Origin of the sequence: Pseudoalteromonas sp. ASV78, from assembly GCF_047806705.1 — a bacterium.
In the GTDB taxonomy this organism is placed as follows: Bacteria; Pseudomonadota; Gammaproteobacteria; order Enterobacterales; family Alteromonadaceae; genus Pseudoalteromonas; species Pseudoalteromonas prydzensis_A.
This window is the reverse complement of record NZ_JBLOPA010000001.1, coordinates 1,681,104-1,701,257: the sequence shown is the minus strand read 5'-3', so window position 1 is coordinate 1,701,257 and position 20,154 is coordinate 1,681,104. Positions and strand designations below refer to the sequence as shown.

Below are 20,154 nucleotides of genomic sequence, written 5' to 3'. Positions count from 1 at the left end.
TTAACGACTAGTTGGTTCATATGATCTGGGTTGATTACGCCATACTTGGCATTATTGCACTGTCTACTATTATCGGTTTAATTCGTGGCTTTATAAAAGAAGCAATGTCTTTGGCCGTGTGGGCTGGCGCATTTATCATCTCTAGTTTATTTTACCAATATTTAGCTTCCTTCCTAACCAGTATTTCTGAACCCCTTTTAAGAAATGCAGCGGCCATTGCCATATTATTCTTTGCGACGCTATTGTTAGGCGGATTGTTAAACTACCTGCTGGGTGAGCTGGTACATCGTACTGGTTTATCTGGCACTGACCGTGTCTTTGGCATTGTCTTTGGTGCACTTCGTGGCGTGTTGGTCGTGAGCGCGTTACTCTTCTTTCTTGATGCTTTTACTGGTGCACCCAATACGCACTGGTGGGGTAACTCTATTTTGATCCCAGAATTTGGCTTTGTTGTTGAGTGGTTTTTTTCATACCTCGAAAACAATTCAAGCTTTTTAAATTCGGTCAACCGTTAATCGGCGAGGAAAAATTTCATGTGTGGTATCGTTGGAATAGTCGGAACATCTCCTGTAAATCAGGCGATTTATGATGGCTTAACTGTTTTGCAACACCGTGGCCAAGATGCTGCGGGCATCATTACCATTGAAAACAACACCTTTAGTTTACGTAAAGCGAATGGCTTAGTGAAAGATGTATTTCACACCCGCCATATGAAGCGCTTACAAGGCACTATTGGTATCGGTCATGTACGCTATCCGACCGCTGGTTCATCTAGCTCGTCAGAAGCACAGCCGTTTTATGTTAACTCACCGTTCGGTATTGCTTTAGCACACAATGGTAACTTAACCAATGCAGAAGCGCTTAAGCAGCAATTATTCTGTGAAGCACGTCGTCATGTTAACACAACCTCTGATTCAGAGATTTTACTTAACGTTTTAGCGCATGAATTCAGCAAACCAAACAAGCTAAAGCTTGACCCTGAAGATATTTTTAACGGCATTACTGAAGTTATAAATAAAGTTCAAGGCGGCTATGCCACCATTGCAATGGTTATTGGCCATGGTATTGTTGCGTTTCGCGATCCTAACGGCATTCGTCCATTAGTATTTGGTAAGCGTGAAACAGCGCATGGTACTGAATATATGTTTGCCTCTGAAAGCGTTGCACTAAAAACCGACGGTTTTGAGTTTGTCCGTGATGTAGCCCCTGGTGAAGCAATTTACGTGACTGAAGCAGGCGAGTTCTTCTCGCAAACATGTGCAGATAAAGCCTCTTACTCACCGTGCATTTTTGAGTTTGTGTATTTTGCGCGTCCTGATTCAAATATTGACCGCATGTCTGTTTACGCCACTCGCGTTAATATGGGTACTAAATTAGGCGAGAAAATTGCCCGTGAATGGGCTGATAAAGACATTGATGTGGTTATTCCAATCCCTGAAACATCCTGTGATGTAGCACTGGAAATTGCCCGTGTACTTGATTTACCGTACCGCCAAGGCTTTGTTAAAAACCGTTATATTGGCCGTACGTTTATCATGCCTGGCCAAGAAATGCGTAAAAAGTCAGTGCGTCAAAAGCTTAATGCGATTGACCGCGAGTTTAAGGGTAAAAACGTATTGTTAGTGGATGATTCAATTGTCCGTGGTACTACCTCTGCTCAAATCGTTGAAATGGCACGTGAGTCAGGCGCTAAAAACGTTTATTTTGCCTCTGCGGCACCAGAAATTCGCTTTCCGAATGTGTATGGTATCGATATGCCATCAGCTGCTGAATTAATTGCTCATGGTCGTGAAGTTGAAGACATTAATACAAGTATTGGTGCAGATGGTTTGATCTTCCAGTCATTGCCTGACTTGATTGCTGCAGTATCACAAGAAAATCCAGAGATCACGCGATTTGAAACGTCAGTATTTGATGGCCAATATATTACTGGCGGAATTGACCAAGATTATTTAAATCGTATTGAACAACTACGTAATGACTCAGCAAAAAGTAGCCGTGAAAGTGCTATGTCTTCTGGTTTAGAGTTACATAACCAAGAAGAGAATGGCTCAGATTAACAGACTAGTTTAATTCTGTAGAGATAAAAAAAGGAGCTAAATTAAGCTCCTTTTTTGTGAAGGAAAGAAAATAATAACACTACTTTTTACTACATTTTACAGCTTCTAACGTGAAACTAGAAATTATGTAAAGCTAGGACTTACGATACCATTGGTCCATAATATGGCGGTGACAGCTAAAATAATCACCAATAAAATCAATCCACAGGTCACTACTGAGCTTGCATAAATAAAGCCGCGCTCCTGTGGTATATGCATTAAAATTGGCACTCCGGTATATAGTAAATAAACTGAATAGGCTAAGGCAACCATACCTGCACAGACTACAAACCATAACTCTGGCCAAAATGCTGCTAATGCAGACATAAACACGGGTGTTGAAGTATAGGCGGCAAGCTCTAAGGTTTGGGTAAATGTAGGCTTTGCACCAAAAGTGACCGCCATCCAATGCGCTAAATAAGCCAGTGCAAATACACCAACAATGAGAGCTGCATACATAGCTGCTGCAATCAATATTGCACTATCGTGAGTTAAAAACACTGGATTACCAGCGCCAATACTCCAGCCTAAATAAACTGAAGAATAGTAGCCCATCACAGAAGGAAATAACGCTATCAGTAAGATATGCGAAAGACTATAGGTTAAACTTTCGTGACGGTTATCTATTGTTTGCCACTCTTCGAGTGGGTGAGCATAAATGCCCCATAAATGGTTTAGTATCATAATGTGTGCCCCATAAAAAGGAAGTAAACGCTGTTTTATTTTTATACAGCTTGCATTAAGTTATGGTTCAGTAATGGGGGCTTGTCAAGCAATCGTAATTTGAAAAATATTACTTACAGCGACACTAAAACATGGCTTGGTTTTATTCTCTCGATGGTTTCGTGGTAAAATAATTACTCGATGAATTTAACTTTAAATGAGCAGTCTAACCCGTGTCATACAGCCAACTTTTACAACCAATCAATGAGTTTCTGACATGTGAAACACCTCAAGCATGGATTGATGAAGCCGTTAAAACAGAAAACCTCGCGGTTATTTTAATTGATCATCTTATTTGTGAGCTTAAAGCCGCGCAGTCGGCAATGTTTTTAATTCGTAAATACGCGATTGATAAAGACAGTAGCGATGCCTTGCTTGAGTGGCTAAAACCGTTTGAAGCACTGATTTACAAACGTGAAGGCAATTGGCGCGATCTTGCGGCGAAAAATAAACTGACTAAAGCAGTGATCCCAAAATCCGACTCAGCTTATGGACAAGATTTGGTTGATAAAATGGTGATGCTGATCAAAGAAGAGCTGCACCACTTTTATCAAGTATTAGAAATTATGGATGAGTACGGTGTTGAGTATCAAAGTATTACGCCATGTCGCTATGCAAAGGGTATGCTCAGACATGTAAAAACCTTTGAGCCTGATGCCTTAGTAGATAAACTCATAGTGGGTGCTTACATCGAAGCACGCTCGTGTGAGCGTTTTGCCGCGCTTGCTCCGCATGTTGATAAGCGCTTAGGGGATTTTTATATTTCTTTATTGCGCTCTGAAGCACGCCACTATCAAGATTACTTAACCTTGGCTCAAGACATTGCCGATTTTGATATTAGTGAACGGGTTAAAGAGTTTGGTGAAATTGAAGCACAGCTAATTACATCTTTTGATGACGATTTTAAGTTCCACAGTGGCATGCCGATAAATAAAAGTGCTTAACCAGTATAGTGATCCGCTACAGCTTTATTAAACGATGCTGTAGCAGCTATATTACTATTAAAAGTGTTTTTAAATTAGACACATCAGAAACTCTCTCCTAATATTTAAAGTAAGTTAAATTTTGCCTTATCAGTTATTTTATTGCTTAGCGATCCATTGTAAATGGACGTTGTTCTACTTGAAAAATTACTAACGCTGTTAGCGCTTTATTTAGCCCGCTAGAATGGTTAAGTATTTAAGTCGATTGGTATTCTAACTATTACTATTTTAGTGAGCATATATGGTTGAAAAAGAAGGAGTAATTGTATTTTCTGCTGAGGAAAAGTTAGCAAATAACGATCTTAAAGTATGGAAAATTTTAACCGTTGAGGATGATCTCGATTATCAACACGCATTAGTTAATAGCTTAAAAGGATTAAAGGCCAATGAGGGCTACAAGTATCAGCTATTTACAGCTAACTCAGTACTTGAAGCTGCCCTTACCTTAAGTATGCACCCAGATATAGCTCTTATTTTTATTGATGTGGTTATGGAAGAGGATGACTCAGGGCTGCGCTTAGTCAATACCATTAGAGAAGTGATTGGTAACGCAGAAATGCGTATAGTACTTTTAACTGGGCAGTCTGGCTTTGCTCCCGGAATCGATGTCATGAAAATGCTTGATATTGATGAGTGCTGGAATAAGTCTGATATTTCAGCGCAACAGCTTGAATCAATCGTTAATAATAATATGCGAACCTGGCAATATATTTCGCAAATAAAAGCCGCTAAACAAGGATTGCAACTTGTGCTTGATGCATCAAGGAGCATTAATAGCAAACATGATATGGGCTCATACTCTGCTGCCGTGTTGCAGGAATTAAGTAATATTTTAAAAATATCGGAAGGAGGCGGGATCCTTTGCTCCAGCAACCTTGATAAAGGCTCTGATGCCGTGATTCTAACGACTAACGGTTGCTTTAATTGTATAAAAGGGCAAAAAGTAGATAGCAACTTACTAGCCGATATGTACGACGACTTCCAGCTAGCCATCAAAGAAAAGCGTCATGTATTTGCAAAGCAGCATAGCATCTTTTTTTTTGAAGCAACCATAGTTGAAGGCATTGACTATATTACTCTTGTAAAATCAGACAACCCTATTAGTGAAGGAAACGAGTATTTATTAAAGGTATTTAGTGAAAATGTGAGTAGCGGGTTTGCTAATATTTCATTATTAAATCGGTTAACGGAGCTTGCCTATACCGATGTTTCATTAAACTTACAGAATAGAAACTGGTTAACTCGTGAAATTAAAAATATGAACGTGTATGAGCAATCAAAGATGCGTTTGATTATTTTTGATATTTATCAGTTTGATGAAAAAGCATTTACCTTTGGTTATGATTTTTGTAAAAAAATTATAAAACTCGTACATAAAAGTATTGTGGATGTTTTTTCGATACATGACCCCAGAGTCGCGATTATTAGTAATCGTAGCTTTGGTATGCTGATCAATATTGACTTTGATATTGCTGATGACATTACCCGTTTTCATAATAAGCAAAAGTACGAAATTGAAAATGTTAAGCAATTTATTGACGTGAGAGTGTTGGAGCTGAAACTTAACTGTGCATTAAATATTACTCCCGAAAAAATAATTAGCCTAGCTGAATCAAGCTTAAATTACATGCAAGTAACTCAAGCGAAGTATATTTTACATACAGATGAGAAAACAATTGCAATAACAAGACGTTATGAGTTAATGGCGCGTTTGAGAACAGCTATTAGTACTAAAGAGCTGCGGATTGCATTGCAGCCTAAAATGTCTTTGAAAACGTTGCGCCCAGTTGGTTTTGAAGCGCTTGCAAGATGGCAGTTAGCTGATGGCAGTTTTGTTGATCCTGAGGAATTTATAGAGCTTGCAGAAACTGCAGGTTTAATTAATGAACTAGATAATGTTATTTTTGAAAAAATACTTCAAACCATTAATCAACTTAAATGCCGCGGCATAAATTTACCTATTGCGTTTAACGCGTCATCTTATGACTTGATCGAGCCATCTTACTTTGAGTCTATCAAGAGCCGGATTGAGGAATATAATGTATCTGCCTCTATGCTGGAACTTGAAGTGACAGAAACCCAAGCGATCAGTAACTATAATTTTATTAAAGAGGCTTTATTACGGTTTATGGACTTGGGTATTAAAGTGAGTATTGATGACTTTGGTACGGGTTATTCGTCGTTAGCGCATATTAATCAAATACCGTCGAATGCGATAAAAATTGATCGCTATTTTGTCAGCAACCTTGAGCATAATTTAAATAATCAGTACATGATCAAAATGATTATTAGCCTGGCAAAGCAATTTGATTTTACAATTGTAGCCGAGGGTGTTGAAAACGAGTTTGAGGTGCAATGGTTAAAACAAGCTGGTTGTGAAATGGCTCAAGGTTATTTTTTTTCAAAACCACTATTTTATGATGATTTACTGATCTGGTTAGCACAGTTTGATAATGTAAATGATTAAAAAATAAATTATTTACAGCGATGGTAAAAGCGTGCATATAAAGTCGCGGTTTCTTAACGTTTTAAAAATTGCAGGTATTGTTCAATGCTAGTCTCTGAGAAGCCATGACGCAGAAGGACTTGTGCGGCTTCACCATTATTAATAATGGTATTTAAACCGTTTTCTAATTGTATTAATTGTTGCTTGCTATGCGCTGCAGATTTGGCAAAAATAATATATAGGTGATGGGACCCTAAATGAGGAGAAATATATACGATTGCCTGTCCTGCTTGCAATTGTGGATGATTGTTTAACCAGTACTCACCAACTTCTTTGGTGCCAGCGACTAAGTCAACGCGGCCAAGCTGTAACACGTATAAGCTACGGATCAAGTCATCAGTAACTGTAATAGCTAAATTGTGCTCACTACTAAACCCATCGCTAACTATATAATTACTGCCTTTACTTATGCTGTATGGCTGCAATGAAGTTAAATTACCATCGTAATTTATTTGGCTACTTTTTCGTTTAAATAATCCCGTAAATGAATTGGCTAGCGGTCGTGAGTAGTGGAATATTTTTTCACGCTCGGCGCTAAAATAAGCCCCTAAAAGAGCTGTTCGCTTATTTTTTTCAAGTAACCTTATTGCGCGAGCCCAAGTTGTAAACTCAATAGTGGCTTCAATATCTTGGCTTGCTAATGCGGTAACAACAATGTCAGCTAACCAACCTTGTTGTGGCAGCTGATCAGAAAAATAGGGAGGGAAGGGCTCAGTTACAAAAAGCCATTTATCTTGGCTGTATGTCTGGCTTACGTAAAGTAAAAAAATAACAATAAGAGATAATTTAAGCATTGCGATCAGTACTAAAAAATGATCAATATTATAAGCGTAGACAACATTTTATATTTGTGCGAATGGCTCACTCACTAGTTCTTGTGTCTGCGCGGTAACCACTAAATAAGAACCTTGCGTATACCAATCACCCAACACTGTGCGAGTAAGTGTTTGCTTACCTACTTGATATTGATGCACGTTAGGGCGATGTGTATGACCATGGATCATATTTTGCACTTGGTGTTTGGCAAAAACATCAAGTACCGCCTGCTCGGTGACATCTAAAATTTCTAATGCTTTACCAGTTTGATTTTGTTTTGATTTCTCACGGGCGTTTTGCGCCACTTTGCGACGATACCACAGCGGCATCGTAAGCATTAATCTTGGCCACCACCAACTGCGGCCTTTTTTGCGAAACTTTTGGTATTCAATATCTTGTGTGCACATTTCATCGCCATGCAAAATGACGGTAGGAGTGCCATATAAGTCAATTACTAGCTGTTCAGGTAATAAAATCATTCCTGCTTGTTTGGCGTATTTATCGCGCATAATGAAATCACGATTGCCATGCACAAAATATACTGGAGTGCCATTATCACTAACTACTTTTAAATGCTTTGCAACTTCAGTTGAAAGTGCAGTTACATAATCATCACCTACCCATACTTCAAAAAAATCACCGAGTATATATAGCGCGTCTACATCCTTATTAATAATATGGGTGTCTAAAAACTGATAAAAAGCTGCACTGATATCCGGGCGATTTTCACTTAAATGGAGGTCGGCAATAAAGTAGGTTTGGCGAGTCATAGGAGGTCTTTTAAAAAATAAATAAGGCGGGTATATACGCATAGCATAAATACCCGCTCAAACGCCACGTTACGTGGGTAAGCGTGCTATTAGTTTACAGTTACGCTTGTGATGATAACGTCATCAAGTGGTACGTCTTGATGAAAGCCGGTGCTACCTGTAGCAACGGCTTTAATTTTTTCTACTACGTCCATGCCTTCAACAACTTCAGCAAATACACAGTAACCCCAGCCTTGAGATGTTTCGCTGCTGAAGTTTAAGAAGTCATTGTTATTCACGTTAATGAAAAACTGCGCGGTTGCTGAATGTGGATCAGGAGTACGTGCCATAGCAAGTGTACCAATCTTATTAGAAAGGCCATTGTTTGCTTCATTTTGAATAGGATCATGCACTTCTTTTTGAATCATACCAGGCTCAAAACCACCGCCTTGTACCATGAAACCATCAATCACACGGTGAAAAATAGTGCCGTCGTAAAAGCCTGCGTTTGCATACTGTAAAAAGTTTTTAACTGTGTTTGGCGCATCTTCTTTGTGCATGTTAATGGTGATATCACCAAAATTTGTGTGTAGAACAACCATGTGGTTTCCTATTAGCTGATTTATTTGCCGCTATTTTATCTTAGTTAGCTAAGATTAACAAAGTGCTTATTCAATTGATAAAGCGCTAGAGCAGGGGCTTTTCAAGTGTTAACATAGCGATTCAAGTAAATAGTCAAGGACTTAAAATAAATGGTAAATATATACAACACACTCACGCGTCAAAAAGAGCAATTTAAACCTATGGTCGACGGCAAGATCGACATGTATGTGTGTGGTATCACCATTTATGATTATTGTCACATTGGTCATGCCCGTACATTTGTAAGCTTTGACGTGATTGTCCGTTACCTGCGTCACATCGGTTATGATGTAAAGTATGTGCGCAATATCACCGATGTAGACGACAAAATCATCAAACGTGCCAATGAAAACGCTGAAGCAATCAACGATTTAACCGTACGTATGACCAAAGCAATGCATGAAGATTTTGATAGCCTAAACATGCTGCGCCCTGATATTGAACCGACCGTTACTGGTCATATGGACGAAATTATCGAAATGGTTGAGCGCCTCGTTACTAAAGGTCATGCTTACGTTGCTGCTGACGGTGATGTACTGTTTGATGTATCGACCTTTGAGCAGTACGGTGCATTGTCACAGCAAGATTTAACTATGCTGCAAGCGGGCTCGCGTGTTGAAGTGGCACAGGACAAAGATGATCCACTTGATTTTGTATTGTGGAAAAAAGCCAAAGCGGGTGAGCCATCGTGGTCATCACCGTGGGGCGAAGGCCGTCCAGGTTGGCATATCGAATGTTCGGCAATGAGTTCAAAGCACCTTGGTGAGCACTTTGATATTCATGGCGGTGGTTCAGATTTACAGTTTCCACATCATGAAAATGAAATCGCGCAATCATGCTGTGCCAATAACGGTAAGTACGTCAATACCTGGATCCATACGGGTATGGTGCAAGTGAATAAAGAAAAAATGTCTAAATCATTAGATAACTTTTTTACCGTGCGCGATGTACTCAAAGAGTATGACGCTGAATCAGTACGCTACTTTTTGATTTCTGGCCATTATCGTAGCCAACTAAATTACTCGCAAGAGAACTTAGATCAAGCACGTTCGTCGCTTGAGCGTATTTATACGGCACTTCGTGGTGTTGAGCCTATCAGTTGTGATTTAGCAACAAATGAGCATGTGGCTAAATTTAGAAAAGCCATGAATGATGACTTTAATACACCAGAAGCCTTACCTGTGTTGTTTGAATTAGCCAAAGAGCTGAACCGTGTAAAAGACGCTGATGCTGAGCAAGCCGGTAAGTTAGCATTTGTACTGCGCAGCCTTGGTGAAGTATTAGGGGTTGCACAACAAGCACCAGAGGCCTTCTTACAAGGTGGTCAAGCTGATGACGAAGTTGCCCACATTGAAGCATTAATCGTTAAGCGTAATGAAGCGCGAGCAAGTAAAGATTGGCCTGCCGCCGATGAAGCACGTGATGCACTGAATGCATTGGGGGTGATACTGGAAGATTCAGCCGGTAAAACAACCTGGCGTAAAGCGTAATATTAGCAATTTGTATTTAAAACAGGTGGTTATTTAAAAGGTTGCCAAATTGGCAACCTTTTTATTTTTTATCTATTGACCTCAGCTTAACTTGAGGTTTTATGTTTGCATTTCTTAATTTTTAAAGGAATGAGATGAATATTTTACTTGCCATGATCCCCGCTTTTTTATGGGGCACAACTTATGCGGTGACTAAATATGCCACCCCAGATTGGCCGCCGATTTTACTTGGCGCGATCCGCGCATTACCCGCAGGTATATTATTATGGTTTATTAAGCCATCTTGGCCAAAGCGTGAGCAATGGCGAGGTTTGATAGTATTAGCGTCAGTAAATATTACGCTGTTCTTTAGTTTTATTTTTGTGCTGGCAGTTAATTTACCCGCAGCGATAGCGGGGGTGGGTATGGTATCTGTCCCTGTTGTTGCACTTTTATATGCATGGCTTATTAAAGGACAGCGCCCAGCACTGATACAGTCACTCTGTGCTTTGGTATTAGTGCTATTAGCTTGGCGTCTCTTCGATCCTCAGCATGTAGAATTAAACTTACTGGGTATTTTTGCTCTATTTGGCGCTTTATTGACAATCGTGCTGGGCAGTACTTTAGTGCAAAAAATCACTGTACATATCCATTGGTGGACTGTTCTTACTTGGCAATTACTCATTGGCGGTGTGTTGTTGGCTGCGGCCGCAGCGGTACAAGGCTATGTTATTGCCCCAGATGCATATCATGCACTAAGCCGAACATTCACAGCAAGCCAATGGGTGGTGCTCTTTTGGTTGGTGGTGCCCAATACCGCGATTGCCTATACGCTCTATGTTTGGCTGCTTGGGCGAATGACAGTGGTTGAATTTACATTCGGTACAATCGCCAACCCAATTGCAGGGATCATGTGCGCAGTGGTGTTATTGGGCGAGCAATATCAACCGTGGCAATACACGCTCATGACATTAATGATTTTCTTCTCTGTGCTGCCGCAATTATTAAAGCTAACACAGCGATGGCGCTCAGTTAAAGTGACGTAACTAAGTTAACAAAAAAGGGTTGCTAAACAGCAACCCTTTTCACATAAATAGCAGCAAAAATTGATAGCCTATTAGCTGTGATATTTTTCACAGGCTTCAAGGGTATTTTCAATCAAGCTTGCCACTGTCATTGGGCCCACGCCACCTGGCACAGGTGTAATAAAGTGTGCTTTTTGTTCAGCAACATCGTATTGCACATCACCAACAAGTTTGCCGCTATCTAAGCGATTGATGCCCACATCAATGACTATCGCGCCTTCCTTAACCCAATCACCTGGAATAAATTCAGGTTTGCCAACCGCGACTACCAGTAAGTCAGCACGACGTACATGAGTTTCTAAATCTTGGGTAAATTTATGGCATACCGTGGTAGTGCAACCGGCAAGTAATAGTTCAAGTGCCATTGGGCGACCAACAATATTAGAAGCACCTACCACAACGGCATGCATACCTTTGTATTTTACGCCGGTTGAATCGAGTAGCGTTATGATCCCCTTTGGTGTGCAAGGGCGAAGGGCTGGCATGCGCTGCGCAAGGCGACCAATATTATAGGGGTGAAAACCGTCTACGTCTTTAAGTGGGGTAATACGCTCAAGAATTTTCTCAGCATCAAGGCCTGCAGGTAATGGTAGTTGCACTAAAATCCCATCAACTTGTTGGTCAACGTTTAGCTCATCGATTAAATCTAATAATGTCTGTTCATTTGTATCTATAGGTAAATCAAATGATTTTGATACAAAACCAACTTCTTCACAGGCTTTACGTTTAGAACCTACGTATACTTGGCTTGCAGGATCTTGCCCTACAAGTACTACTGCAAGTCCTGGTGCGCGTAGACCATTTGCAACACGTTCCGTTACTCGTTGTGCTACTGCACTGCGTACTTGTTTAGCTATTGCCTTACCATCGATGATGTTTGCCGTCATGGGTGACCTTTAATTGGGGTTAGTTAACTTAATACCGATACTCTAAAAAACGAATGCATACAAAAATAGGGGTAATCATGCTAGTAAAGAATATGTTCTTTATTGCTCGTTTTTAAACTGCCCACTATTTTCGCAGAAAAGCGTTAAAGCGCCAAGTTGCTTTTCTGATATAGCCGCTAATTCTATAAAAGAGTTGAAATTTTAGCTTGTTTTCACATTATTTAGCCATTATGAACTAAAAATGACCGATTGATTTATTTTCTTAAAAAAAGGTTTGACCTGACTCGGTCAAATCACTATTATGCACCCCGTTGTCAACGAGGTCACTCGCAGACAATAGTAAGCATCGGCGATTAGCGCAGTTTGGTAGCGCACTTGGTTTGGGTCCAAGGGGTCGCAGGTTCAAATCCTGCATCGCCGACCACTTTCTTAATTATAAATAATTGTTTTGGGTATATCCCATGCAGTCACAGGTTAAAGCCTGAAACGCAGATCAATTTCTATTATAATAGATTGGCTTATTGGTAAACTATGAAGTTTTCGATGCGCCCATAGCTCAGCTGGATAGAGCAACGCCCTTCTAAGGCGTCGGTCGAAGGTTCGAATCCTTCTGGGTGCGCCATTTTGAAAACATGTAAATACAGTGGTGGTTGTAGCTCAGTTGGTAGAGCCCCGGATTGTGATTCCGGTTGTCGTGGGTTCGAGCCCCATCAGTCACCCCATTTACAATTAAAGAATATCGGCGATTAGCGCAGTTTGGTAGCGCACTTGGTTTGGGTCCAAGGGGTCGCAGGTTCAAATCCTGCATCGCCGACCACTTTCTCAAAAGTGGTCTTAAAATCAAAATTTAAGTATTCAATAGAAATATGAAGTTTACTCTTCAATATCGGCGATTAGCGCAGTTTGGTAGCGCACTTGGTTTGGGTCCAAGGGGTCGCAGGTTCAAATCCTGCATCGCCGACCAATTTCTTGATTATAAAGTTTAGTGATATTTGGTTTGGGTATATTCAATGCAGTCGCATGTTCAAATCCTGCATCGCCGACCACTTTCTCAATTAATAAACAATAGCGTAATTTGGTTTGGGTATACCCCATGCAGTCGCAGGTGCATATTTTGCATCGCCGACCACTTTTTCAGAAATAAATTCCTAAAAACTATTTCTTAATAGAATACTCGGTTTATTCTCTTCCTGATAGCTGATAGCTGATAGCTGATAGCTGATAGCTGATAGCTGATAGCTGATAGCTGATAGCTGATAGCTGATAGCTGATAGCTGATAGCTGATAGCTGATAGCTGATAGCTGATAGCTGATAGCTTATTTTTTACCCACTCATCTTCTATAATCCGTGATCTATCCAAATAATTGCCCCCTAGACTCGACTATCATAAATATTAGGTTATAATGCCGCGTCTATTGTTTAACATAGTGCCCGAAGGGCAGAGCAGCATTGGTATCTTATAGTGACGATGGAGTTCAAACGTTATTAAATTAGCGTTTAACGTATCTAAGCGCATAGTGATTACCGTGTTTGTAAGGAAGGCGAACAGTCGCCAAAATTGAAGATTGAGGTATATCATGCAAGTTTCTGTTGAGACGACTCAAGGCCTTGAGCGCCGTCTGACCATCACCGTTCCTGCAGAGAACGTTGAGACCGAAGTAAAAAAACGCTTACAACAACTGTCTAAAACCCAGCGTATTGATGGTTTCCGTCCTGGTAAAGTACCAACGTCTGTAATCAACAAGCGTTACGGTGGCGCAGTTCGTCAGGAAGTTGCTGGTGAATTAATGCAACGCAACTTCTACGAAGCAATCGTTTCTGAAAAGATTAACCCAGCTGGCGCACCAACATTTGCTCCTAAAGCACTTGAAGCGGGTAAAGATTTAGAGTTTTCTGCAACATTTGAAGTTTACCCTGAAGTAGAAGTTCAAGGTTTAGAGAAAATTGCGGTAGAAAAACCGGCTGTATCAGTAACTGACGAAGATTTAGCTAACATGCTAGAAACACTTCGTAAGCAACATGCATCATGGGCTGAAGTTGACGCAGCTGCTGGCGAGAAAGACCGTGTAACGGTTGATTTCGTAGGTACTATCGACGGCGAAGTATTCGAAGGCGGAAAAGCTGAAGATTTCCCATTAGAACTTGGCCAAGGTCGTATGATCCCAGGTTTTGAAGATAACATCGTAGGTAAAAAAGCAGGCGAAGAAGTTGTTTCTGACGTAACTTTCCCTGAAGACTACCATGCTGAAAATCTTAAAGGCAAAGCAGCTCAATTCACTATCACAGTGAAAAAAGTTGAAGCACAAGAGCTACCTGAATTAAGCGAAGAATTCGCAACTAAATTCGGCGTAACTGAAGGCGGCGTTGACGCTCTTAAAGAAGAAGTTAAAAAGAACATGACACGTGAACTTGACCAAGCGGTTAAAGCAAACGTGAAAGACCAAGCAATCAAAGGTCTTTTAGCTAACAACGAAATCGAAGTGCCTAAAGCGCTGGTAGATCAAGAAATTGATGCACTACGTCAGCAAGCTGCACAACGTTTTGGTGGCGACGCTAAAAACATGCCTGAGCTTCCAGCTGAATTGTTCCATGAACAAGCTGTAACACGCGTTAAAACTGGCCTATTGCTAGGTGAAGTAATTAAAGCGAACGAGCTAAAAGTTGACGATTCAAAAGTAGAAGCGTTAATTGCAACAGTGGCTTCTGCATACGAAGATCCAACTGAAGTTGTAGAATACTACAAAGCAAATGATCAACTTATGCAACAAATGCGTAATGTAGCAATGGAAGAGCAAGCTGTTGAAGCTATTTTAGCTAAAGCAAATGTCACTGACGTTGAAAAAGCATTTGATGACATCATGAATCCACAGCAGGGCGCTTAATAAGTCATTGACTTAAGCCTTCGCTAACGATTAAATGGCTCGTGTTGCTCTGTATTATGCAGTGTGCTCGAGCCATTTTAGTTTGTGGCCTTCAATTTTGCCAAAAGATAACTATGCTTTTCTTATAATAAGGATAAGTATAAGCGCATAAGGAATGAAATAAGTATGAACACTGGTATTACAGATCCTCTAAACGTATTAATACCTATGGTTGTTGAACAAACAGCGAAAGGTGAGCGCTCGTATGATATTTATTCGAGACTATTAAAAGAGCGAATCATTTTTTTAACAGGCCAAGTTGAAGACAACATGGCTAATCTGATTTTAGCGCAGATGCTATTTTTAGAGTCAGAAAACCCAGAAAAAGATATCTTCTTGTATATCAATTCACCAGGTGGTTCAGTGACCGCGGGTATGGCTATTTATGACACTATGAATTTCATCAAACCAGATGTAAGCACAATTTGTGTTGGCCAAGCGGCGAGCATGGGGGCATTTTTATTATCAGGTGGCGCAAAAGGTAAACGTTATTGTTTACCTAACTCCCGGGTGATGATCCACCAACCATTAGGTGGTTTCCAAGGTCAAGCATCCGATTTTGAAATACATGCCAAAGAAATCCTGTCTATTAAAGACAAGCTAAACCGTTTAATGGCAGAACATACTGGCCAACCACTTGATGTAGTATCACACGATACCGACCGTGATAACTTTATGAGTGCAAGCCAAGCTGTTGATTATGGTTTAGTTGATGCCGTATTTACTAGCCGCGACATGAAGTAGCTAGAAAAGCTAGTAGTTATTCATTACTAGCTTTGTGGTTTACTCTATGAAAACCACTATTTTTTGGTATAGTTAAACGTATTGAAATAGCTGCTAAGTAGTTTGGCAGCCAACGTATAAGATGAGGTAGCTGAATGTCTGACACTCCTACAGACGGCGACAAAAGTAATAAATTGTTATACTGCTCTTTTTGTGGCAAAAGCCAGCATGAAGTTCGTAAACTAATTGCAGGGCCTTCAGTATACATTTGTGATGAATGTGTTGAGCTGTGCAACGACATTATCAGGGAAGAGATCAAAGACATTGCGCCTAAGCACAATACCTCTGATAAACTGCCTGCACCAAAAGAAATCCGTAATCATTTAGATGATTATGTCATTGGTCAAGATCACGCTAAAAAAGTACTGTCAGTAGCGGTTTACAACCATTATAAACGTTTACGTAACCAAACTGGTAAAGCAGATATCGAGTTAGGTAAAAGTAATATCCTACTAATTGGCCCAACCGGCAGTGGTAAAACACTATTAGCAGAGACATTAGCGCGTTTACTGGATGTGCCATTTACTATGGCCGATGCCACCACATTAACTGAAGCCGGTTATGTGGGTGAAGATGTTGAAAACATCATTCAAAAGTTACTGCAAAAATGTGACTACGACGTTGAGAAAGCACAACGTGGTATTGTTTACATTGATGAAATTGATAAAATTTCACGTAAATCTGATAACCCATCGATCACCCGTGACGTATCAGGTGAAGGCGTGCAACAAGCACTACTTAAATTGATTGAAGGGACTGTGGCATCAGTACCACCACAAGGCGGACGTAAACACCCACAGCAAGAGTTTTTACAGGTAGACACCTCTAAAATCTTATTCATCTGTGGCGGTGCATTCTCTGGTCTTGATAAAGTGATCGAGCAGCGTAGTCATAAAAATACCGGTATCGGTTTTGGGGTTAACGTAAAAGAATCTGCGGCGAGCCGTTCTTTAAGTGATACATTTAAAGATGTTGAGCCAGAAGATTTAGTGAAATATGGTTTGATCCCAGAGTTTATTGGTCGTTTACCGGTAGTGGCAACTTTAACTGAACTTGATGAGTCGGCTTTAGTGCAAATCTTAAATGAGCCTAAAAATGCCTTAACAAAACAGTACGGTGCATTATTTGCTATGGAAGACGTTGAACTTGAATTCCGTGATGACGCACTGCGTGCTATCGCTCATAAAGCGATGGAACGTAAAACAGGTGCTCGTGGTCTTCGTTCAATCGTTGAAGCGGTATTACTGGATACTATGTACGAACTTCCTTCAATGGAAAACGTCAGCAAAGTAGTGATTGACGAAACCGTGATCAAAGGTGAATCAGATCCGATTTTGATTTATCAAAGTGCCAGCCAAGATAAAGCGGCATCTGAGTAAAATTTACGCATTTTAATAATAAAAAGGAGCCTAGTGCTCCTTTTTTTATAATTTATTTAATCCAGTTGCGTTAAATTGTTGAACTTTACTTAGGTGATCCCCATATACTTGAGTAATCTTTAAAATAAATGAAGAGCGAAGAGAAAAATAATGACGCTTGAGAGAACAGATCGAGTCGAAATCCCGGTGCTAGCACTGCGCGATGTCGTGGTATATCCGCACATGGTGATCCCGCTTTTTGTAGGCCGTGAAAAATCAATTAAATGCCTTGAAGCGGCAATGGATAAAGACAAACAAATTTTCCTGGTTGCGCAAAAAGACGCGAGCGTGGATGAGCCTGAGCAAGATGATATTTACCGTGTCGGTACCATCGCCACCGTTTTACAACTGCTTAAATTACCTGATGGCACAGTCAAAGTACTGGTTGAAGGCACACAACGCGCGAAACTAGAAAGCTTTATTGAGAATGAAGACTTTTTTGTTGCTAACGCCCAGTTTATTGGTTCAGAAGAAATCGATGAGCAAGAGCAAGATGTGTTTATACGCAGTGCTATTAACCAGTTTGAAGGTTATGTAAAGCTTAACAAAAAAATCCCACCTGAGGTGTTAACCTCAGTCAGTGGCATTGATGAAGCGCCGCGTCTTGCCGATACAATGGCGGCCCATATGCCATTGAAAGTGCCAGAAAAGCAAAAAGTACTCGAAATCACTAATGTCACAGAGCGCCTTGAATATTTAATGGCGTTAATGGAAGGTGAAATCGATTTACTGCAAGTTGAGAAAAAAATCCGTACCCGCGTTAAAAAGCAAATGGAAAAATCGCAGCGCGAGTATTATCTCAATGAGCAAATGAAAGCCATTCAAAAAGAATTAGGCGAGCTTGACGACGTACCTGATGAATTCGAAGCACTGAAAAAGCGCATCGAAGAATCAGGCATGAGCAGCGATGCACAAGAAAAAGCCAATTCAGAGCTAGCAAAGCTTAAAATGATGTCGCCAATGTCGGCAGAAGCCACTGTAGTGCGTTCATACATAGATACATTAATCAATGTGCCATGGAAAAAACGCTCGAAAGTGAAAAAAGACTTAGCGGGCGCGCAAAAGATTTTAGATAGCGACCATCATGGACTTGATAAAGTCAAAGAACGCATCATTGAATACCTCGCCGTACAACAGCGTACCAATAAACTTAAAGGGCCTATTTTGTGCCTTGTGGGTCCGCCAGGGGTAGGTAAAACGTCACTGGGTCAATCGATTGCTCGCTCGACTGGGCGTAAGTACATTCGTATGGCACTGGGTGGTGTACGTGATGAAGCGGAAATTCGTGGTCACCGTCGTACTTACATTGGCTCAATGCCAGGTAAGTTGATTCAAAACATGAGTAAAGTGGGCGTTAAAAATCCATTATTCTTATTAGATGAAATCGACAAAATGTCATCAGATATGCGCGGCGATCCTGCGTCAGCATTACTTGAAGTCCTTGATCCTGAGCAAAATAGTCATTTTGCGGATCATTACTTAGAAGTCGATTATGACTTATCTGACGTAATGTTTGTTGCTACATCAAACAGCTTTAACATTCCAGGCCCGTTATTGGATCGGATGGAAGTGATCCGTTTATCAGGTTACACCGAAGACGAAAAGCTGAATATTGCTAAAGAACATTTAATTGTTAAACAAATTAAACGCAACGGCTTAAAAGATGGTGAATTAATCATCGAAGACAGTGCAATCATCGGCATTATTCGTTATTACACCCGTGAAGCAGGCGTACGTAATTTAGAACGTGAAATATCTAAACTATGCCGTAAAGCGGTGAAAAACATCTTGCTTGAAAAAGGCACTAAAACAGTCACTATTGACGCTGACAACCTTGAAGAGTTTTTAGGCGTACAACGCTTTGATTACGGTAAAGCGGAAGACGGCGATCGCATTGGTCAAGTAACAGGTTTAGCGTGGACTGAAGTGGGTGGTGATTTGCTGACCATTGAATGTGCCGCAATGCCGGGTAAAGGTAAGCTAAGCTACACAGGTTCACTAGGCGATGTAATGCAAGAGTCGATTCAGGCAGCTATGACGGTTGTGCGTAATCGCGCTGATGCATTTCGTATCAACAGTGATTTTTACGAAAAACGTGATATCCACGTACACGTACCTGAAGGGGCTACGCCAAAAGACGGCCCAAGTGCCGGTGCGGCGATGGTAACTGGTTTAGTCTCAAGCTTAACGGGTAATCCTGTCCGTGCTGATGTGGCGATGACGGGTGAAATCACTTTACGTGGTGAAGTTTTACCAATTGGTGGTTTAAAAGAAAAGCTACTAGCCGCTCACCGTGGTGGTATTAAAACGGTCATTATTCCAAAAATTAACGAACGTGACTTAAAAGAGATCCCTGACAATGTATTGGCAGGACTTGATATTCACCCCGTTACGTGGATTGATGAGGTTTTAAAACTGGCTTTAGTACACCCAGTTGAGAGTTTTTCCATCGAAACACCTAAAAACCAGTAAAAAAGCGAAAAAAAGTGCTTTAAAGGGCTTTTCAAATCTAGATGATATGATAAGTTAAGCACTGGTTTTCAAGCCTAGGCCTTATGTGGCCTAGGCTTAAGAAAAATTACAATCGTATGAGCATGAAAAAGTTTGCTCTAAAATTTTCAAAATAGTGATGTTAGTTTAAAAAACAATCGCTCTTGATATAACAATGAAAGAGGATGATATTGTGAATAAATCTCAATTAATCGATCAAATCGCAGCTGATGCTGACATTTCTAAAGCGGCTGCGGGTCGTGCACTTGATTCATTCATCGAGGCTGTTTCTGGCGCTCTTAAAGATGGCGATTCAGTAGCACTTGTTGGTTTCGGTACTTTTTCAGTACGTGAACGTGCTGCGCGCTCTGGCCGTAATCCACAAACTGGCGAAACAATTCAAATCGCTGCAGCGACTATCCCAGCTTTTAAAGCGGGTAAAGCGCTTAAAGACGCATGTAATAGCTAATCACTGCTCTTTAGTGAGTTAGTTTTGGCAGTGTAAGAAGTTAATCGCTTTTACAGCTTAATTAACTATCTTTCTCGCCAACTGCTTCAAGTAAAAAAGCGTATCTGGTAAGA

Annotated in this window: 17 protein-coding genes and 5 tRNA genes; 16 read left to right on the top strand and 6 right to left on the bottom strand. The window is 40.5% G+C overall.

Annotated features, from left to right (window positions below; all coding sequences use genetic code 11):
* Positions 1-20: 20 nt before the first annotated feature.
* Positions 21-515 carry a CvpA family protein gene (locus tag ACMVDV_RS07910; protein ID WP_016710222.1) on the top strand — a complete coding sequence of 165 codons (495 nt, stop codon included), beginning with the start codon at positions 21-23 and terminating at the stop codon, positions 513-515.
* Between the two features lie 18 nt (positions 516-533).
* The gene (purF, locus tag ACMVDV_RS07905) at positions 534-2,060 is read left to right on the top strand and encodes an amidophosphoribosyltransferase (protein ID WP_304184079.1); all 1,527 of its coding nucleotides are present in this window, start codon (positions 534-536) and stop codon (positions 2,058-2,060) included.
* Between the two features lie 123 nt (positions 2,061-2,183).
* Here the strand turns inward: purF and ACMVDV_RS07900 are convergent, their stop codons facing one another.
* The gene (locus tag ACMVDV_RS07900) at positions 2,184-2,783 is read right to left on the bottom strand and encodes a Yip1 family protein (protein WP_416157747.1); all 600 of its coding nucleotides are present in this window, start codon (positions 2,781-2,783) and stop codon (positions 2,184-2,186) included.
* Between the two features lie 212 nt (positions 2,784-2,995).
* Here ACMVDV_RS07900 and miaE point away from each other — a divergent pair, with 212 nt between their 5' ends.
* Positions 2,996-3,766 carry a tRNA isopentenyl-2-thiomethyl-A-37 hydroxylase MiaE gene (miaE, locus tag ACMVDV_RS07895; RefSeq protein ID WP_416157746.1) on the top strand — a complete coding sequence of 257 codons (771 nt, stop codon included), beginning with the start codon at positions 2,996-2,998 and terminating at the stop codon, positions 3,764-3,766.
* 280 nt (positions 3,767-4,046) lie between these two features.
* Positions 4,047-6,272 (top strand): EAL domain-containing protein, encoded by a 2,226-nt coding sequence (locus ACMVDV_RS07890; RefSeq protein ID WP_416157745.1) that lies wholly within the window; start codon positions 4,047-4,049, stop codon positions 6,270-6,272.
* 53 nt (positions 6,273-6,325) lie between these two features.
* Here the strand turns inward: ACMVDV_RS07890 and ACMVDV_RS07885 are convergent, their stop codons facing one another.
* From ACMVDV_RS07885 to ACMVDV_RS07875, 3 genes are all read right to left on the bottom strand, one after another.
* Positions 6,326-7,105: a substrate-binding periplasmic protein gene (locus ACMVDV_RS07885; RefSeq protein ID WP_416157744.1), complete on the bottom strand. Its 780-nt coding sequence runs from the start codon at positions 7,103-7,105 to the stop codon at positions 6,326-6,328.
* Positions 7,106-7,153: 48 nt separating this feature from the next.
* Positions 7,154-7,897 (bottom strand): UDP-2,3-diacylglucosamine diphosphatase, encoded by a 744-nt coding sequence (locus ACMVDV_RS07880; protein WP_416157743.1) that lies wholly within the window; start codon positions 7,895-7,897, stop codon positions 7,154-7,156.
* 89 nt (positions 7,898-7,986) lie between these two features.
* Positions 7,987-8,478, bottom strand: a complete 492-nt coding sequence (locus ACMVDV_RS07875; protein WP_304184093.1) for a peptidylprolyl isomerase — start codon at positions 8,476-8,478, stop codon at positions 7,987-7,989.
* Positions 8,479-8,628: 150 nt separating this feature from the next.
* On the opposite strand from ACMVDV_RS07875, the gene cysS reads away from it, so the two are divergent.
* Positions 8,629-10,008, top strand: a complete 1,380-nt coding sequence (gene cysS, locus ACMVDV_RS07870) for a cysteine--tRNA ligase (RefSeq protein ID WP_416157742.1) — start codon at positions 8,629-8,631, stop codon at positions 10,006-10,008.
* Between the two features lie 134 nt (positions 10,009-10,142).
* The gene (locus ACMVDV_RS07865; protein ID WP_416157741.1) at positions 10,143-11,033 is read left to right on the top strand and encodes a DMT family transporter; all 891 of its coding nucleotides are present in this window, start codon (positions 10,143-10,145) and stop codon (positions 11,031-11,033) included.
* Between the two features lie 71 nt (positions 11,034-11,104).
* On the opposite strand, the gene folD is transcribed toward ACMVDV_RS07865, so the two are convergent.
* Complete coding sequence (gene folD, locus ACMVDV_RS07860; protein WP_416157740.1) at positions 11,105-11,959, bottom strand: bifunctional methylenetetrahydrofolate dehydrogenase/methenyltetrahydrofolate cyclohydrolase FolD; 855 nt, start codon at positions 11,957-11,959, stop codon at positions 11,105-11,107.
* Between the two features lie 347 nt (positions 11,960-12,306).
* Between folD and ACMVDV_RS07855 the strand changes: the two genes are divergently transcribed.
* The 5 genes from ACMVDV_RS07855 (at position 12,307) to ACMVDV_RS07835 (ending at position 12,923) form a co-directional block, all read left to right on the top strand.
* A tRNA-Pro gene (locus tag ACMVDV_RS07855) sits at positions 12,307-12,383 on the top strand.
* 121 nt (positions 12,384-12,504) lie between these two features.
* A tRNA-Arg gene (locus ACMVDV_RS07850) sits at positions 12,505-12,581 on the top strand.
* Between the two features lie 24 nt (positions 12,582-12,605).
* Positions 12,606-12,681, top strand: a tRNA-His gene (locus ACMVDV_RS07845).
* Between the two features lie 18 nt (positions 12,682-12,699).
* Positions 12,700-12,776, top strand: a tRNA-Pro gene (locus tag ACMVDV_RS07840).
* 70 nt (positions 12,777-12,846) lie between these two features.
* Positions 12,847-12,923: transfer RNA gene (locus ACMVDV_RS07835), tRNA-Pro, on the top strand.
* A gap of 184 nt (positions 12,924-13,107) precedes the next feature.
* Here the strand turns inward: ACMVDV_RS07835 and ACMVDV_RS07830 are convergent.
* Positions 13,108-13,320: a hypothetical protein gene (locus ACMVDV_RS07830; protein ID WP_416157739.1), complete on the bottom strand. Its 213-nt coding sequence runs from the start codon at positions 13,318-13,320 to the stop codon at positions 13,108-13,110.
* A gap of 217 nt (positions 13,321-13,537) precedes the next feature.
* Between ACMVDV_RS07830 and tig the strand changes: the two genes are divergently transcribed.
* From tig to ACMVDV_RS07805, 5 genes are all read left to right on the top strand, one after another.
* Positions 13,538-14,842, top strand: a complete 1,305-nt coding sequence (tig, locus tag ACMVDV_RS07825; protein ID WP_416157738.1) for a trigger factor — start codon at positions 13,538-13,540, stop codon at positions 14,840-14,842.
* Positions 14,843-15,007: 165 nt separating this feature from the next.
* Positions 15,008-15,625, top strand: coding sequence for an ATP-dependent Clp endopeptidase proteolytic subunit ClpP (gene clpP / locus ACMVDV_RS07820; RefSeq protein WP_416157737.1), 618 nt, complete (start codon positions 15,008-15,010; stop codon positions 15,623-15,625).
* A gap of 134 nt (positions 15,626-15,759) precedes the next feature.
* Positions 15,760-17,043, top strand: a complete 1,284-nt coding sequence (gene clpX / locus ACMVDV_RS07815; protein WP_416157736.1) for an ATP-dependent protease ATP-binding subunit ClpX — start codon at positions 15,760-15,762, stop codon at positions 17,041-17,043.
* Positions 17,044-17,193: 150 nt separating this feature from the next.
* On the top strand, positions 17,194-19,554 hold the full coding sequence (gene lon, locus ACMVDV_RS07810; RefSeq protein WP_416157735.1) for an endopeptidase La: 2,361 nt from the start codon (positions 17,194-17,196) through the stop codon (positions 19,552-19,554).
* 211 nt (positions 19,555-19,765) lie between these two features.
* Positions 19,766-20,041: an HU family DNA-binding protein gene (locus ACMVDV_RS07805; RefSeq protein ID WP_029216268.1), complete on the top strand. Its 276-nt coding sequence runs from the start codon at positions 19,766-19,768 to the stop codon at positions 20,039-20,041.
* Positions 20,042-20,154 lie beyond the last annotated feature (113 nt).

Coding starts and splice junctions, on each gene's coding strand:
- ACMVDV_RS07910 (WP_016710222.1), top strand. CDS start 21: ATGATCTGGGTTGATTACGCCATACTTGGCATTATTGCACTGTCTACT.
- purF (WP_304184079.1), top strand. CDS start 534: ATGTGTGGTATCGTTGGAATAGTCGGAACATCTCCTGTAAATCAGGCG.
- ACMVDV_RS07900 (WP_416157747.1), bottom strand. CDS start 2,783: ATGATACTAAACCATTTATGGGGCATTTATGCTCACCCACTCGAAGAG.
- ACMVDV_RS07890 (WP_416157745.1), top strand. CDS start 4,047: ATGGTTGAAAAAGAAGGAGTAATTGTATTTTCTGCTGAGGAAAAGTTA.
- ACMVDV_RS07885 (WP_416157744.1), bottom strand. CDS start 7,105: ATGCTTAAATTATCTCTTATTGTTATTTTTTTACTTTACGTAAGCCAG.
- ACMVDV_RS07880 (WP_416157743.1), bottom strand. CDS start 7,897: ATGACTCGCCAAACCTACTTTATTGCCGACCTCCATTTAAGTGAAAAT.
- ACMVDV_RS07875 (WP_304184093.1), bottom strand. CDS start 8,478: ATGGTTGTTCTACACACAAATTTTGGTGATATCACCATTAACATGCAC.
- cysS (WP_416157742.1), top strand. CDS start 8,629: ATGGTAAATATATACAACACACTCACGCGTCAAAAAGAGCAATTTAAA.
- ACMVDV_RS07865 (WP_416157741.1), top strand. CDS start 10,143: ATGAATATTTTACTTGCCATGATCCCCGCTTTTTTATGGGGCACAACT.
- folD (WP_416157740.1), bottom strand. CDS start 11,959: ATGACGGCAAACATCATCGATGGTAAGGCAATAGCTAAACAAGTACGC.
- tig (WP_416157738.1), top strand. CDS start 13,538: ATGCAAGTTTCTGTTGAGACGACTCAAGGCCTTGAGCGCCGTCTGACC.
- clpP (WP_416157737.1), top strand. CDS start 15,008: ATGAACACTGGTATTACAGATCCTCTAAACGTATTAATACCTATGGTT.
- clpX (WP_416157736.1), top strand. CDS start 15,760: ATGTCTGACACTCCTACAGACGGCGACAAAAGTAATAAATTGTTATAC.
- lon (WP_416157735.1), top strand. CDS start 17,194: ATGACGCTTGAGAGAACAGATCGAGTCGAAATCCCGGTGCTAGCACTG.